Raw genomic sequence first — 16,428 nt, forward strand, 5'->3', positions numbered from 1 at the left:
CGCTCACCTCAGATGTTGATCGCTACTATACCTTTAGGGTTACCATCTCTGTCTTCTTGAAAAAAATCTCTGAAAATTTTTCCCGAAGCCCCTTCTGGAAATTCAGCGGGAAACACATCACCTCTATAACGTTTTTCAATTAAATCTCTATCTTTTTTTCCGTTATTTAATAGTAGGCAAGGATCCAATTTGGAGGGATCTACCCCTACTATGCTCCACGCCATGTCGTAATCACCGGGAAGCTCTTTGTTGGTGACAAAACTGCCATCAATGTAAATCAATTTACACCCAGCAAATCTTAAGTTCTGGATGAGCAACTCTAAACCATCCAAAAGAAAGGCTCTTTTGGGATTGTAACCAAATTGTTGCTTCAATTCGTCCCAAGTCAAAAAATGTATGCCTTGGGGGAGATAACCAGTGACATCAAAACTTGGCATGTTCCCAACTTTTTTGTTGTGTTAGTGGTGGTTTTTTACTCTTTTTGGCTTTTTTTGTCAACGAATCTTTAGCCTTTTTAGAGCTAAAATGCGTATTTGAGAACTAAATATGAATGTAATTCGAAATCCGAGGCCGCGGACTTAGCCTGAAATGATTTAGTGGAGGGGGGATTAAGAATGCTCACCACTTGCATAATCATTAGCAATGAACATTCCATGTGATTCAATAATCAGTAGTAATCGCCGTGACGGTAATCCCAGGACGGGAAGATGTCCGACAGCAACGCCATGATTTTATCGACATCAAGGCCTTTGCGAATCAATACCGGGCACGGGGTGATTTTACGCTCGCCGTTTTGCTGTGGAATCAGACGACCTTCGCTATCGACCATCGACACCATTACGCCTTGTTCGTAGCGCACTTTATTTTCGTCGTTAGGCTGAATGGAATTCACGTAGTCATTGGCTTCAATAATTAAATCGGCACGCGATTCAATACGTTCGCCAATACCCTCAACCAGACCACGGTTTCCCTGACCCGATGGGTTGGCTGAACTGGCGAAAGAGAATTTCCCGTGATCTTCCCACAGCGCTTTCGCAATATTTTCGCCTGGGCGACCAAATTTAATCACGAAACAACTGGTCTGGCGGCCATCCATCATCAGCTCTTTTGAACCGTCAGCCGGAATACGCGCCAACGCATCTTCGCGCCACGGTAAAATACAGCCCAGCAAAATATCCTGATCCCAATGCTGCTGATAAAGCTGGTCAATTTCCGGCGTCAGTTGAGCCAGTGAACGCAGTTGTTCCAGCGAGCCACATAGTACCACGCCTGGCTTGTTGCGCTTGCGCTGCTTGGCTTCAAACTTACGCTCTAACCCGACTTTATCGGAGGTCATGATGATGTAACCGACTTTCGTTGGGCTCACAATCATGCCGCCGTCCTGGGACAAAATCTCGATGGCTTCAGGTTGTAATCCGCCATTCCACGTTATTTGCTTACCGCTCATGGATCTACCCTATCTGCGTATCAATAGATGACGTACAGGAATATTACCTGCAATGTAATTAAGGAATTAATTAACCGGATAATTCATCGGGATTAATGGGTTTGTGCAAAACCATGCTGGTGATAATAGTACGATAATTAAAGGTGATGCAACTGATGAAAATAACGATGAAAGGAATAGGGTTAATTCAAAATAACACGCGGGAATTGTAGTGTTATTTAAACAAGGCGCTGAATAAGTCTTTCAGCGCCAGGGTTAATTAAAATATCAGAGCGTGTGCCACACCGCGCAGCGCAATGCCGAGGATGATGCCCGGCACGGCGAAACGGAACAGACGCGGGAAACGACTCGACAGGCCAAGGAAGATACCAATCCCCGGCAAATCAAAGGTCTGAATAAACCAACCCGCCGAGGTGTTGATGTTGTGCGCACTGTATAAACCTTTTTCGACCAGCCCGGCTACCACGCCGTAGTAGGCGGTGCCCCCTGCCAGGCATTTGGTCAGTGCAGGCAGAATATACACTTCAGAGATGTTGAATCTGTCCAGCAGCGGAGAAACCAGCCGGGTAAGCATCTCAATCCCGCCGGACTCTTTCAAAATCCCCACCACCGACAGTGAGAGAATCAGCATCGGTAGCGATCCCAGCGCCAGACGAATCGCGTCCGCACCCGCGCTGTTGATGATGGCGATCAGTCCCATTTTGCTTTCATTATTCGCAACGGCTTCATCTTCATTGAGCAGCGCTGCATCCGAGAGCTTGCGCCCAAAGAAATGATAAGTGGTGGCTGCCGCCAGCACCCCGCCGCAGATGGAGATGAGTATCGCGGCACTCCAGTTGAGCCCGGCAGGAATCAGCGGATAAAAAGCGTTGGCTTGCCCCATGGCAAACAGCATCGCCAGCGTGGCCGCCATATGGCGATCGGAAGTGCCACGTTTTTCCATAATCGCTAATGCCGCCAACGGCGCGGCGAAACTGACAAAGTTCAGCTGGATCAGGGCAAATAATGCCAGTCCGGTAATACCTAAAGGTTTTAATAACGGTGTGGAATGACGTACCACAAAATCCAGCACACCTTTCACTTCCAGATATTTCATGATGAATAACATCACCACCATGATAGGAATAAGCGTGTACAACGCGACATCCACCGAGGATTTGCCCGCAGACATGATAATGCTGATGATATTCATGCGGTTGCCTGAACCTCGAACCACGGCTTAATACCGATAAGCATACAGCTCCCCTTGCCTTAAAAAACGCATAAAAATGCCAGCGCGAAGGGCGCTAGCTAAGGGATAAATAGTATCCCGGTGGTGTAAACTTGAGTAGTGAAGAAATTAAATTTTATCTTGCAGGAAATGGCAGGGCAAAATAACCGTGCGCCGACGTTTGTGCGGCGCACGGAAATATTATTCGACGTTTATTCGCTTATCTGACGAATATTACGCGCGGTGCTCTGCAATAATTTAAATGCATCATAACGGTGCTGATGCAGTGGCGAAACCGACGGCTCAGGATGCCAGCGCTTTTCATCGGTGGTCATGTTGGCCATCGCCGAGGTGACGTCGGAATATACGCCACTGGCGGCAGCGGCAAGAATCGCTGAACCCAGTAATACCGGCTCAGGGCAGTGGGTGGATTGCACAGGAAGCTGGCAGCTGTCCGCCAGCAACTGGCGTACCAGCGAGTGTTGCCCGGCACCGCCGCTGATGACAATCGACCGCGTGACGATACCCTTGCTGGTTTGCGCCTCAATGATTTGGCGCAGGCCGTAGCCGAGGCTGCACAAGCCGGCGATATACAGTGCGATCAGGCTGGCTTCGTCATTGTCCATACCCAGACCGCAAATCACCGCTCGCGCGTAAGGGTCGCCAAAAGGTGCACGATTACCCGCAAATTCCGGCACGATATGCAGACCTTCGACTAAATCCACCGTTGCTGATTCACTGCGAGATTGCTGCAAAGCCTGTTCCGCAAGGTAAACCGGCAGTGAAAGGCCAGCGGCATCGGCAGCCTGCTGTGCCCTTGCAGCCGCTGGATGCATCTCCAGCAGGCGGTCGATGGCGGCGCCTGCCGCGCTTTGTCCGCCTTCACTCAACCATAAACCCGGCACCATCGCCGAGTAATACGGACCCCACACACCTGGCACAAACGCGGCTTCACGCGTCGGCGTCATGGTGCAGGACGAGGTGCCAAACACATAGGCGAGTTTATCCTCCGGGCTGCCATCTGCGCCCAGCGTACCGACGCCGCCTGCATGGGCATCGATTAACCCGGCGGCCACGGGCGTGCCAGCAGATAAGCCAAAGTCGGCGGCGGCCTGCGCGGTTAAACCTGTGCCGCACGGTGTGCCTGGCTCGACGATCTGCTGTCCGATACGCGCAAACTTCTCCTCGGCAAACTCCGGCAGGCCAATGGCACTGAAGTAGTCGGCATCCCAGCGCTGCTCATGCGCAAGATAGTTCCATTTACAGGTGACGGTGCAGGATGAGCGCGCCGTATCGCCTGTCGCGCGCCAGCTGAGGTAATCGGTGAGATCGAAAAAGTGTGCGGCGTTCTGGAATGTCTGCGGGTTGTGGGTTTTCAGCCACAGCAGCTTTGGCATCTCCATCTCCGGTGAGATGCGTCCGCCCACGTAGTCGAGCACCGGATGTTTCGTCGCGTTAATGGCATCGGCCTGCTGCGTGGCGCGGTGATCCATCCACACAATAATATTGCGTTCTGCCTCTCCGTTTGGGCTGACGGGCAACGGTTGCCGCTGTTCATCGATCACCACCAGCGAGCAGGTGGCATCAAAACCAATGCCAGCCACCGCAGCGGGATCGATAGCGGCAGTGGCCACCGCCTCGCGCACGCAGTGACTGACCGCCTGCCAAATCTCATTGGCGGATTGCTCAACCACATGACCGTGGGCACGGAAGGTGGTGATGGACTGTTTTGCATGGCCTAACAGATTTCCCGCGCGGTCAAACACGCCCGCGCGAGCGCTGGCCGAACCAACATCGACACCAATCAGATATTTTTCGTTACTCATGCTGCTGCACCTCGGCTGGTTACAGGTCAACGCTGTTGGGGAGGATAACAATATCGCGCACTGTGACACCCGGCGAACGTGTCACCATAAACAGCACCGATTCCGCCACTTCAATGGGCTGCATCAGGCTGCCATTGGCCAGCGCGTCCTCCAGTTTCTCCTGCGGCCAGTCATCGAGCAGGGCAGTGACCACCGGACCCGGCAGTACCGCACCGACGCGCACACCAGACTGCGCCACCTGACGACGGGTTGAATGCACAAAAGCCTGCACTGCAAATTTGGATGCGGTGTAGATCGGTTCCCAGACCACGGGCACCACGTCCGCAATCGAACTGGTGAAAATGATGTCACCCGATTTCTGCGCGATCAGATGCGGCAGCACCGAACGCACGCAGCGAAAGGCCGCGCTGGTGTTGAGTTTCAGTACGCGATCCCAGATATCGGGATCGCCTTCCGCCACTGGCCCGCCAATGTAGGCACCGGCGTTGGCGTGGAAAATATCGAGGCGGCCCGCCAGCTTGATAATGTCGTCGAGAATCCCGTCAACCTGTTTGCCGTCCATCAGGTCAATTTGCAATGGCAATGCCTGAGGACCCAGTTCCGCCACCAGCTGCTGCAACTTGTCGCCATCGCGATCGATCAGGACGACTTTAGCCCCGGCCTGCAGCAGCACTTTGCTGCATTCCAGACCGATACCGGAGGCAGCGCCAGTAATGGCGGCAACTTTTCCGTTGAGTGGGTTATGCATGGAGAAGAGGTTCGTGTTCATCTTATAATCCTTTATCAATGGCGTTTTAGGTGGTGCTCAATCGATGAAGCACAACTATCACCCCGACTTTTAACCAGCAACAAAAAGAGCAATAAAGGGATGGGTTCTGTGACGGGGATCGGCAAAAACAAGAAAACCACCATTTATGACCTCGCGGAACTCACGGGAGTTTCGGCAAGCGCGGTGAGCGCGATTTTAAGCGGCAACTGGAAGAAGCGGCGCATCAGTGCCAGCACTGCTGAGAAGGTGAGCCGGATTGCGCAAGAGCAGGGTTATGCGCTGAATCGACAGGCCAGCATGCTGCGAACCACGCGCTCGAAAACCATCGGTATGATCGTGCCTAAATACGACAACCGTTATTTTGGCTCAATCGTGGAAAGTTTTGAGCAGATGGCGCGCGATCGCGGCCTGTTCCCGGTCATTACCTGTACGCAGCGCGATCCTGATTTGGAACTCGAAGCGGCGCGCACCATGCTCTCCTGGCAGGTGGATTACATGGTGGTGACCGGGGCCACCGATCCAGATCGCATCACTGCACTTTGTCAGGCCGCGGGCGTTCCCTCGCTGAATCTTGATCTGCCCGGTTCGCTGGCGCCTTCAGTGATTTCGGATAACTTTAATGGCGCATTGAGCCTGACGCTTAGCCTGCTGGAGAAGTGCCCGCAGCCGCTGATTTTTATCGGGGGGCGTGCCAGCGATCATAACAGTAAAGAGCGCCTGCGCGGCTTTTTGGCGGCACATCAGGAACGAGGCATTTCTGTGCCGGAGGAAAATCTGCTGCTGTGTGGCTACGAGCCAGAAAAAGCGCAAACGGCGTTGAAAAATCACTTTCAGCAGTATGTAACGGGGCAATTTGGCCTGTTTGTGAATTCGACCATTTCGCTGGAAGGGGTGGTGCAGTTTCTGCGTGCTGAGGATCTGTTATCCGATGATAAACACCCGGCGATTGGCTGTTTCGACTGGGACCCGTTCGTCGCGCTGTTGTGTAAAGACATCAGCATGGTGAAACAGGATGTGGCAGGCATGATGGAAACGGTGTTCCGCCTGATGGAGAGCGGTGAGCAGGACGTGGCGGTAGTGGAAGTGCCGGTGTTGCTGATGCAGTAAAAAGGGCGGCAAATGCCGCCCCATTGATCAACGCATGGTGACAAACTCTTCCGCCGCCGTCGGATGAATCGCCACGGTGTTGTCGAAATCTTTCTTGGTAGCGCCCATCTTCAGTGCCACAGCGAAGCCTTGCAGCATCTCGTCCATACCGTTACCGATACCGTGAATGCCGACAATCTTCTCTTCCGGGCCAACGCACACCAGCTTCATGCGGCACGGCTGGCGATGCTGGGTGACGGCGGTGTACATCGCGGTGAAGGAAGATTTATACACTTTCACCTGGTCGTCGCCGTACTGCTCGCGCGCCTGCGGTTCGGTCAAACCAACGGTGCCAATCGGTGGATGGCTGAATACCACGGTCGGCACATTACTGTAATCCAGGTGCTCGTCCGGTTTGTTGTTAAACAGACGTTCCGAAAGACGACGACCGGCGGCCACCGCGACAGGCGTCAGTTCCACCGCACCGGTGTTATCGCCCACCGCATAGATGCCTTTCACGTTGGTGTTCTGGAACTTATCAACGTTGATATAGCCTTTCTCGTTCAGCGCGACGCCGGTTACGGACAGGTTGAGATTGTCAGTAGCCGGTTCACGACCAATCGCCCACACCAGGCAATCGACAGTTTGCTCATGGCCATTTTCCAGCTGCAGCGTCAGGCTGCCGTCGGCGTTCTTGATCACCGCTTTTGGAATCGACTCGGTATGCAGCGTTGGGCCTTCGGCCTGCATCACTTCTACCAGCGTATCGACAATCAGCGGATCGAAACTGCGCAGTGGCGCATGCTTACGCACAAACAGATGGGTTTCGGCGCCCAGTGCGTTGACCACACCGGCCAGCTCTACCGCGATATACCCTGCGCCTACCACCGCGACACGCTTCGGCAGCGCATCCAGCTCAAAGAAGCCGTCAGAGTCGATACCGTATTCCGCGCCAGGCACTTTTGGATGGCTTGGACGACCGCCTGTGGCGATCAGGATGTGATCGGCCGTGATGGTTTCGCCATTCACTTCCACGGTGTTGGCATCGATAAAGCGCGCGAAGCCCTTGATCACTTCAACGTTGTTTTTACCCAGTACGTTGTCGTACGAGGTGTGGATGCGATCGATATAGGCGCTGCGGTTTTTCACCAGCACTGACCAGTCAAAATTGTTCACGGTGGTATCGAAACCGTAGTCCGGGCCGTACAGGTGAATAGCTTCGGCAATCTGCGCGGCATGCCACATCACTTTTTTCGGCACGCAGCCAACGTTGACACAGGTGCCGCCCAATTCTTTCGCTTCGATCAGCGCGCATTTCTGGCCATGCATCGCGGCACGGTTAATCGAGGCGATACCGCCGCTGCCGCCGCCGATGGCGAGGTAGTCAAAATGTCTGGTCATCCGTTGTGTCCATCTTTTGGAAGAAAATTGGCATAGAGTGTAACGCTGCTTGCGCGAGAGGCGCAAAGGTTCAGCCTATGTTTGTGATAGGGTTAAATCCAGGTTCCGCTTACATGGAAGACATTATGCATCTGACTTTTCTCGGCACTGGCGCGGGTGCGCCGAGCCTGCAACGTAACGTCACGGCGATTGCACTGACGCTGTCGAAACGGGGCGACACCTGGCTGTTCGACTGCGGTGAAGCGACGCAGCACCAGTTTATGCGCTCCGCACTCAAGCCGAGCAGGCTGGAAAAAATCTTTATTACCCACTTGCACGGTGACCACATCTTCGGTCTTCCGGGCTTGCTCACCAGCCGTTCGATGGCCGGGCTGTTGGAGCCGATGACGATTTACGGTCCAAAAGGCATCAAACAGTTTGTCGAAACGGCGCTCAGTCTCAGTGGTTCTTACACCGGCTTCCCACTTGAGATCATAGAAATTGAAGCGGGCGAAGTGCTGGATGATGGCGAGTTCCGCGTCATCGCCTATCCGATGAATCATGTGGTGGAGTGCTATGGCTATCGCATTGAACAGCATGATAAACCGGGCTTCCTCGATGCGCCGCGCCTGAAAGCGGAAGGCGTGCCGCGCGGGCCCTGGTATCAGGATTTGAAAGAGGGTAAACGCATCCGGTTGGAGGATGGGCGCGAAATTAACGGCGCGGCGTATCTCGGTCCGGCGACCAGGGGCAAAGTGATCGCCATATTCGGCGATACTGGTCCGACCGAAGCGGCGCTTGCGCTGGCGGCCAATGTGGATGTGATGGTGCATGAAACCACGCTGGAAGCCGCAATGGCCGAAAAAGCCAATGGTCGCGGCCACTCCACGACGATTCAGGCCGCCGAAGTAGCAAAACTGGCAGGTGCAAAACGCATGATCGCCACGCACTTCAGTTCGCGTTATTTGTCGAGCGATCGAGAGAGACTGCTGGCGGAGTGCCAGTCGGTGTTTGCAGCGACCGAGCTGGCACGGGATTTCGCGGTGTTCGAAATTTAGTGCTGTAACGCCGGATAGGTAAAGAACAGCAGGTGCGTCATGTTGAACAGGAAATGGACGCCGGTGGCGACCCACACACGCCCGCTCCAGTGCCACGCCAGGCCGTAAATTAACCCGGCCAGAGTGGCGAAGACCACCAGCATCATGCCGCCAGGGAAGTGCGCCAGACCAAACAGCAGTGCGGTGAGCAACAGTGCCGCTACGCCACCGATTTTCTGGCGCAGGCGCTGTTGCACATAGCCACGGAAGAACGCTTCTTCGGCCAGCGAAACAAAGAACAGGTTTGCCAGCATAAAGCTGCCGAGCCAGTCCGGCCAGTGTGGCTCAATCGCCAGTCCACCCAGCAGCACCGCGACGTACAGCAGCAGCGGGATCGCCGCCAGTAACAGCAGCCACAGAACCTTGTGCGGCGCAGGAAACTTCTGCGTACGGAACAGCGTGGGCAAGGCAGCCAGCAGCACAAAGGGAATCAGGGCTTTATCAAAGTTGTAGTAGAAGCTGAACGGCACACTGTTGGGGCCAACCTGCATCTCCTCGATCTGGCGCGGGTTGTTAAAGCCAGGCAGCAGATGCAGGAACAGGCCACCGGCGATCAGCACCAGCAGCGCTTCGCTGATCAGCAGCAAGGCACGGTTGGTGGGATTTTCCACCCGCACCCACGCCAGCAAAGCGATGGCACCTAAAATGGCGAGAGCAGGCCAGTCCAGCACATCCTGGAACAGGCCCATTATCGTCGCCAATAACAGCAGAAGTACGGCAAGGCGTTTGGCAGGTGACAGCACAGTGAGTGCGCCAGCCAGAATGATCCACATAAAAAGTGTCCTTAGAAGGGCAACGGCAAAGGGCGGCTCAGAAACCGCACCCTATAAGCCCGTTATTCTGGAACGATCTGCGTCACGCTGTAGTGACCGGTACCCGCCGGCACCAGCTTCTGATGCAGCCATGGCAGCAGCTCTTCCATCTGCGCTTTCAGCTTCCACGGCGGGTTAATCACGATCATGCCGGAGGCAGTCATGCCGCGTTGATCGCTATCCGGACGCACCGCTAGTTCGATCTGCAAGATGTTGCGGATGTTGCTGGCTTCCAGGTCTTTAATCATGTGTTTGATTTGCTGGCGCAGCACCACCGGATACCACAGCGCATACACACCGGTAGCAAAGCGTTTGTAGCCTTCCTGAATGCCTTTCACCACATCCTGATAATCGCTTTTCATTTCGTACGGCGGATCGATCAGAATCAGACCACGACGGCTCAGCGGAGGCAGTTTGGCTTTTAACTGCTGATAGCCGTCGCCACGCGCTACGCGTGCACGGGCATCTTTGCTGAATTCGGAACGTAGCAGCGGATAGTCGCTGGAGTGCAGTTCGGTCAGCTCCAGCTTGTCCTCTTCACGCAGCAGATAGCGGGCGATCAGCGGCGAGCCTGGATAGTAGCGCAAGGTGCCATGCGGGTTGAGGTTGCGAACGGCCGTCAGATAAGGCTTCAGCAGTTCTGGCGCGTCCGGCTGCTGCCAGATGCGCGCAATGCCTTCCAGATATTCACCGGTACGCTCGGCGTGCTCTCCGCTCAGCTGGTAACGTCCGGCACCGGCGTGGGTATCCAGATAGAGAAACGGTTTTTCCTTCTCCATCAGGGCGGTGAGGATCAGGCTTTCAACGGTATGTTTGAGCACGTCGGCATGGTTGCCGGCATGAAAACTGTGGCGATAACTCAGCATAAAAAAGAGGGGTCCGCGGTTGGATCAAAGGAGATAAAAACATCGTGTGTGGCGCGATTATAGCCGCGCTGCGTAAAAATTGCTGACGTTTCGGCGCTCGCGCTTTTTTCTTTACGGGTCCATTCTCAGTAGCATTGATTTTCACGTTAACTGACCGCATGTTAGAAAGATTGCGTCGCGCCATTGCGCGCCACCCCCACTCCATGAAGAAAGGACTGCGCTTATGACCAATCCGTTACTCACCCCTTACACGCTACCGCCGTTTTCCGCGATTAAACCTGAGCACGTGGTTCCCGCTGTGACTGAAGCGCTGAACAACTGCCGCGCTGAAGTTGAACGCGTTGTAGCACAGGGTGCACCTTACACTTGGGACAATTTAGTGCAGCCACTGGCAGAAGTGGATGACCGTCTGAGCCGTATTTTCTCGCCGGTGAGCCACCTGAATTCGGTGAAGAACAGCCCGGAACTGCGTGAAGCTTATGAGCAGACGCTGCCGCTGCTGTCAGAATACAGCACCTGGGTGGGACAGAACGAAGGCCTGTATCAGGCTTATCGCGATCTGAAACAGGGCGACAGCTATGCCGCGCTGGATATCGCGCAGAAGAAAGCGGTGGATAACGCACTGCGTGATTTCGAACTCTCCGGTATCGGTCTCGATAAAGAGAAGCAGAAGCGCTACGGCGAAATTGCCGCGCGCCTGTCTGAGCTGGGTTCGACCTACAGCAACAACGTGCTCGACGCCACCATGGGCTGGAGCAAGTTGATCACCGATGAGGCCGATCTGGCGGGCATGCCAGAAAGCGCGCTGGCTGCGGCCAAAGCGCAGGCCGAAGCTAAAGAACAAGAAGGCTGGCTGCTGACGCTGGATATTCCAAGCTATCTGCCAGTCATGACCTATTGCGATAACGCCGCGCTGCGTGAAGAGATGTACCGCGCCTATTCAACGCGTGCTTCTGAGCAGGGTCCCAACGCCGGTAAATGGGATAACGGCCCGATCATGGCCGAAGAGCTGGCATTGCGTCACGAACTGGCACAGCTGCTGGGCTTTGACTCCTTCGCGCACAAATCACTGGCGACTAAGATGGCTGAGAACCCGGCTCAGGTGATCGACTTCCTGACCGACCTCGCCAAACGTGCGCGTCCGCAGGGTGAGAAAGAGTTAGCTCAGCTGCGCGCCTTCGCCAAAAAAGAGTGTGGCGTTGACGAGATGAATCCGTGGGATCTCACCTATTACGGCGAGAAGCAGAAACAGCATCTCTACACCATCAGCGATGAGCAGTTACGTCCGTACTTCCCGGAAGAGCGCGCGGTGAGCGGCCTGTTTGAAGTGGTGAAACGCATTTATGGCATCACCGCCAAAGAGCGTAAAGACGTGGATGTGTACCATCCAGATGTGCGCTTCTTCGACCTGTTTGATGAAAGCGGCGAGCTGCGCGGCAGCTTCTACCTCGATCTGTATGCGCGTGAACACAAGCGTGGCGGGGCGTGGATGGACGATTGCGTCGGCCAGATGCGTAAAGCCGATGGCAGCCTGCAGAAGCCGGTGGCGTACCTTACCTGTAACTTCAACCGTCCGGTACAGGGCAAGCCCGCGCTGTTTACCCATGATGAAGTCACCACCTTGTTCCACGAGTTTGGTCACGGCCTGCACCACATGCTGACGCGCATCGAAGCGCCGGGCGTGTCGGGTATCAGCGGTGTGCCGTGGGATGCGGTCGAGCTGCCAAGCCAGTTTATGGAAAACTGGTGCTGGGAGCCGGACGCGCTGGCGTTTATCTCCGGCCACTACGAGACCGGCGAACCGCTGCCGAAAGATCTGCTGGATAAAATGCTGGCAGCGAAGAACTATCAGGCGGCGCTGTTTATCCTGCGTCAGCTGGAGTTCGGCCTGTTCGATTTCCGTATGCATACCGAGTTCAATCCGGAAAAAGGTGCGCAAATCCTCGAAACCCTGCGTGAAGTGAAGAAACAGGTTGCCGTGGTGCCAAGCCCGGAATGGGGCCGCTTCCCACATGCGTTCAGCCACGTCTTCGCCGGCGGTTATGCCGCAGGTTACTACAGCTATCTGTGGGCCGACGTGCTGGCGGCGGATGCCTATTCGCGCTTCGAAGAAGAGGGCATCTTCAACCGTGAAACCGGCCAGTCGTTCCTCGACAACATCCTGACGCGCGGCGGTTCCGAAGAGCCAATGGAGCTGTTCAAACGCTTCCGTGGCCGTGAACCACAGCTGGATGCGATGCTGGAACACTACGGAATTCAGGGATAAGCCTGCTTGTGAAAATCGGTTTAATCGATGAATCAGGCGCCGGAGACGGCGCCTTATTACATCTGGCGCAGCGCTGGGGCTTACAGCATGACGATCAGGCTGTAATGGCCCTGGTGCTGACGCCGGAGCGCCTTGAGCTGCGCAAACTGGATGAGCCTAAACTGGGTGGCATCTTTGTGGATTTTGTCACCGGAGCTATGGCGCATCGCCGCAAGTTTGGCGGTGGGCGCGGCGAGGCGGTGGCGAAAGCGGTGGGCATCAAAGGTGGCTATTTGCCGGACGTGATCGACGCAACGGCAGGATTGGGGCGCGATGCCTTTGTGCTGGCGGCGCTGGGTTGCCGGGTGCGCATGCTGGAACGCCATCCGGTGGTTGCGGCTCTGCTCGATGATGGCTTACGTCGTGGCTATGAAGATGCGGAGATTGGCGGCTGGCTGCGTGAACGTCTGACGCTGCTGCATGTGGTGAGTCAGCAGGCGTTGAGTGATATCACGCCCGCGCCAGATGTGGTGTATCTCGATCCGATGTATCCCCATCGTCAAAAGAGCGCGATGGTGAAGAAGGAGATGCGGGTGTTTCAGTCGCTGGTGGGACCCGATGAGGATGCCGATGCGCTGCTGGAACCCGCTCGTCGTCTGGCGAAGAAGCGCATTGTGGTGAAACGCCCGGATTCCGCGCCGCCGTTAGCGGGCGTTGCAACCCAATCGGCCGTGGTCACCAAAAGCCATCGCTTTGATATTTATCCGCCATTGGTATGATTCTGCACAATGGCGTTACGGCGTGATTTATCGCGCGGGCTTTAAAGACGCGCGATGTATTACGCCGCTACCAAAAAACAGGGTCATTACTGGCCCTGTTTTTATTCGTCTTCTTCGTCACGCAGCGGCACAATCAGCATATCGATATGCACGGTGTTGATCAGCTGGCGCGCTGATGACATCAGCTTGCTCCAGAAATCCTGATGGTGGCCACAGACCACTAAATCCACATCGTATTTCTTAATCGCATCCACCAGCACCTGGCCGAGATCGCCGCTGCCGCTCAGGGTTTCACTGATCGGGTAACCGGCATTGGTGGAAAGCTCTTTCAACGCAGTGTGCGTCTCTTCAGAAATGCGTTTCTGCATGTCGCCCAGATTGACATCAATCAGCCCGGTGTAGAGGTCTGAGTAATTCACATCAACGTGGATCAGCGAGATTTTTGCATCGTAAGGACGGGCCAGCGAAACGGCTTTATCAACCAGTAACTGGCTTTCCGGGGAAAGGTCTACTGCAATCAGGATGTGTTTATAAGCCATGATAAAACTCCTTCTCAAGATTCTGGGGCTACCTGAATTCCCGCCGCTCGGCGAGCGAAATCCTTTGCGCGAAACAGCGATGAAGCGCCACCAACCACAATTTATGCCCTGCAGGCGTTCTGTTGTTATGTCCTGAGTATAGCCAGAGTTGTTAACAAATGCTGCAATCCACGGCTCGCTTGTGAGGAAGATCAAGCGCTATCGCGATTTTCACTCGCGGTGAACGAAAATCATCGCTGGAAAAAAATTGAACAGATCTCCTACACTGAAAATGAGTGCCACTGCCGTCTGGGTGACGCGCTCGGGTTCGCATAACAACAATGCAATTCGATTCATCTGTGGCTGGTTAATTTCCCGTGGGGCGTCTACAGCATTTCCCCGCTGCCTTCGACGTCATTACGGCTCCAGCTGGGAGGGGAACATGATCAGCACTATCGCGCTTTTTTGGGCTCTGTGTGTGGTTTGTCTGGTGAATATGGCGCGCTACTTCTCTTCTTTGCGCTCGCTATTGGCTGTGCTGCGCGGTTGCGATCCGCTGCTGTATCAATATGTGGATGGGGCGGGTTTCTTCACGTCTCATGGTCAGCCGAGCAAGCAGGTGCGGCTGGTGCGTTATATCTGGGATAAACGCTATCGCGATCATCACGACGACGAATTTATTCGCCGCTGCGAGCGCGTACGCAGGCAGTTTGTCCTGACCAGCGGGCTCTGTTTTTTGGTGGTGGTGAGTCTGGTTGGCCTGGCGATCTGGCATTAAATAGCGGCAATAAAAAAGGGCGATCTGTGTTGAACAGTCGCCCTCTTGTTTGCCGTTAAAGGCTTAGATAATTTTCAGCGCGATCCAGTAGAGCGAGCCTGACAGCACAATACAGACCGGCAGGGTGAACACCCACGCCATGGCGATGTTTTTGATCGTACGGCTCTGTAATCCACCGCCATCCACCAGCATGGTACCGGCAACGGATGATGACAGAATATGCGTGGTCGAAACCGGCATTCCGGTATAGCTCGCGATACCAATCGACACTGCCGCAGTGACCTGCGCTGACATGCCTTGCGCATAAGTCATGCCTTTCTTACCGATTTTCTCACCGATGGTGGTTGCCACACGACGCCAGCCAATCATGGTGCCGAGGCCCAGTGCTAACGCCACCGCCATGATGATCCAGATCGGCGCGTACTCGACGGTGCCCAGCAAATCGCCCTTCAACTTGTTAAGGAAGCGCTTATCGTCCGGGGTGGTCTCTGGCAGTTTCGCGGCTTTATCGGCCGTGTCCGAGACGCACATCAACAGGCGACGCATCTGGCTGCGCTGATCCACCGTCAGTTGGTCATAGCTGTTCAGATTGGTCAGCAACACTTGTGCACGATTGATAGCCTGCAGCGCACGACTGCTGTCGCAATGGAACTCATGCGGCCCGCCCACAGACTCTTCCGGCGTTGGCACCGCAGGCGGCGCCATCTGGACGATATGGGTGAGTGAATCGCTGTGCTGCTGATAATACTGTTCCAGATGATTCACCGCATCGCGAGTACGGGTGATGTCATAACCTGAGGCATTCATGTTGACCACGAAACCCGCAGGCGCAACACCGATTAGCACTAACATAATCAGGCCAATGCCTTTCTGACCATCGTTCGCACCGTGGGAGTAGCTCACGCCAATCGCCGAAACGATCAAGGCAATACGCGTCCAGAACGGTGGCTTCTTCTTGCCATCGATCTTTTCACGGTCAGCCGGTGTCATGTGGATGCGCGAACGTTTAGGGGTTCCGCTCCAGTAACGACGCAGGATGAAAATCAGCGAGCCCGCAATCACCAGGCCGACAATCGGCGACAGGATCAGTGACAGGAAGATATTAATGACTTTCGGCAGGTTGAGGGCATCAACCACCGAGGTGCCGGTCATCAGCGCATTGGTGAGACCAATACCGATAATGGCGCCAATCAGGGTGTGAGAACTGGATGCCGGTAAGCCCAGATACCAGGTACCTAAGTTCCAGATAATCGCCGCCAGCAGCATGGAGAACACCATGGCCAGGCCGTGCGCGGAACCCACATTCAGCAGTAAATCAGTTGGCAGCATATGCACGATGGCATAAGCCACGCTCAAGCCGCCCAGCAAAACGCCTAAGAAGTTGAAAACACCCGCCATCACAACCGCCAATTGCGCCCGCATCGCGCGGGTATAGATGACGGTAGCGACTGCGTTAGCAGTGTCGTGGAAACCGTTGATTGCCTCATAGAACAATACAAACAGCAGAGCGATAACCAAAAACAGGCCGGTACTGAGGTCAAGACCAGCGAACAGATGTAGCATAAACGTTACGCCATTTTTTGGAGGACATGAACGCGGCGCATTATCGGCGACA

Annotated in this window: 15 protein-coding genes; 5 read left to right on the forward strand and 10 right to left on the reverse strand. The window is 54.8% G+C overall.

Annotated elements, in window-relative coordinates; all coding sequences use genetic code 11:
* Positions 1-8 precede the first annotated feature (8 nt).
* From FD737_RS14140 to FD737_RS14160, 5 genes are all read right to left on the reverse strand, one after another.
* Positions 9-437, reverse strand: coding sequence for a hypothetical protein (locus FD737_RS14140; protein WP_160833783.1), 429 nt, complete (start codon positions 435-437; stop codon positions 9-11).
* A 230-nt stretch (positions 438-667) separates the two neighbouring features.
* On the reverse strand, positions 668-1,447 hold the full coding sequence (locus FD737_RS14145; RefSeq protein ID WP_160833784.1) for an L-threonylcarbamoyladenylate synthase: 780 nt from the start codon (positions 1,445-1,447) through the stop codon (positions 668-670).
* A gap of 259 nt (positions 1,448-1,706) precedes the next feature.
* Complete coding sequence (locus FD737_RS14150; RefSeq protein WP_160833785.1) at positions 1,707-2,639, reverse strand: nucleoside recognition family protein; 933 nt, start codon at positions 2,637-2,639, stop codon at positions 1,707-1,709.
* Positions 2,640-2,869: 230 nt separating this feature from the next.
* Positions 2,870-4,483, reverse strand: a complete 1,614-nt coding sequence (locus FD737_RS14155; RefSeq protein WP_160833786.1) for an FGGY-family carbohydrate kinase — start codon at positions 4,481-4,483, stop codon at positions 2,870-2,872.
* Between the two features lie 19 nt (positions 4,484-4,502).
* Positions 4,503-5,252 carry an SDR family oxidoreductase gene (locus FD737_RS14160; protein WP_160833787.1) on the reverse strand — a complete coding sequence of 250 codons (750 nt, stop codon included), beginning with the start codon at positions 5,250-5,252 and terminating at the stop codon, positions 4,503-4,505.
* 108 nt (positions 5,253-5,360) lie between these two features.
* On the opposite strand from FD737_RS14160, the gene FD737_RS14165 reads away from it, so the two are divergent.
* Positions 5,361-6,359: a LacI family DNA-binding transcriptional regulator gene (locus FD737_RS14165; protein ID WP_283003407.1), complete on the forward strand. Its 999-nt coding sequence runs from the start codon at positions 5,361-5,363 to the stop codon at positions 6,357-6,359.
* A gap of 27 nt (positions 6,360-6,386) precedes the next feature.
* On the opposite strand, the gene gorA is transcribed toward FD737_RS14165, so the two are convergent.
* Positions 6,387-7,739 carry a glutathione-disulfide reductase gene (gorA, locus tag FD737_RS14170; protein WP_034819777.1) on the reverse strand — a complete coding sequence of 451 codons (1,353 nt, stop codon included), beginning with the start codon at positions 7,737-7,739 and terminating at the stop codon, positions 6,387-6,389.
* Between the two features lie 125 nt (positions 7,740-7,864).
* Between gorA and rnz the strand changes: the two genes are divergently transcribed.
* A complete protein-coding gene (rnz, locus tag FD737_RS14175) occupies positions 7,865-8,776 on the forward strand; it encodes a ribonuclease Z (protein WP_160833789.1) in 912 nt (303 codons plus the stop codon).
* On the opposite strand, the gene FD737_RS14180 is transcribed toward rnz, so the two are convergent.
* Complete coding sequence (locus FD737_RS14180) at positions 8,773-9,588, reverse strand: CPBP family intramembrane glutamic endopeptidase (protein ID WP_160833790.1); 816 nt, start codon at positions 9,586-9,588, stop codon at positions 8,773-8,775. The two genes, rnz and FD737_RS14180, sit on opposite strands and share 4 nt — an antisense overlap.
* A gap of 62 nt (positions 9,589-9,650) precedes the next feature.
* A complete protein-coding gene (locus FD737_RS14185; protein ID WP_034819774.1) occupies positions 9,651-10,493 on the reverse strand; it encodes a 23S rRNA (adenine(2030)-N(6))-methyltransferase RlmJ in 843 nt (280 codons plus the stop codon).
* Positions 10,494-10,716: 223 nt separating this feature from the next.
* On the opposite strand from FD737_RS14185, the gene prlC reads away from it, so the two are divergent.
* Complete coding sequence (gene prlC, locus FD737_RS14190) at positions 10,717-12,759, forward strand: oligopeptidase A (protein ID WP_160833791.1); 2,043 nt, start codon at positions 10,717-10,719, stop codon at positions 12,757-12,759.
* Between the two features lie 8 nt (positions 12,760-12,767).
* Positions 12,768-13,517, forward strand: coding sequence for a 16S rRNA (guanine(1516)-N(2))-methyltransferase RsmJ (gene rsmJ / locus FD737_RS14195; protein ID WP_160833792.1), 750 nt, complete (start codon positions 12,768-12,770; stop codon positions 13,515-13,517).
* Positions 13,518-13,618: 101 nt separating this feature from the next.
* Here rsmJ and uspA read toward each other — a convergent pair whose 3' ends face one another.
* A complete protein-coding gene (gene uspA, locus FD737_RS14200) occupies positions 13,619-14,056 on the reverse strand; it encodes a universal stress protein UspA (protein ID WP_034819767.1) in 438 nt (145 codons plus the stop codon).
* 421 nt (positions 14,057-14,477) lie between these two features.
* Here uspA and uspB point away from each other — a divergent pair, with 421 nt between their 5' ends.
* Positions 14,478-14,813: a universal stress protein UspB gene (gene uspB / locus FD737_RS14205; protein WP_034819764.1), complete on the forward strand. Its 336-nt coding sequence runs from the start codon at positions 14,478-14,480 to the stop codon at positions 14,811-14,813.
* 63 nt (positions 14,814-14,876) lie between these two features.
* On the opposite strand, the gene pitA is transcribed toward uspB, so the two are convergent.
* Entirely contained in the window at positions 14,877-16,376 is a 1,500-nt protein-coding gene (pitA, locus tag FD737_RS14210) for an inorganic phosphate transporter PitA (protein ID WP_160833793.1), read from the reverse strand.
* Positions 16,377-16,428: the final 52 nt, after the last annotated feature.

Origin of the sequence: Pantoea sp. Seng (assembly GCF_009829935.1) — a bacterium.
GTDB classification, from domain to species: Bacteria; Pseudomonadota; Gammaproteobacteria; order Enterobacterales; family Enterobacteriaceae; genus Pantoea; species Pantoea communis.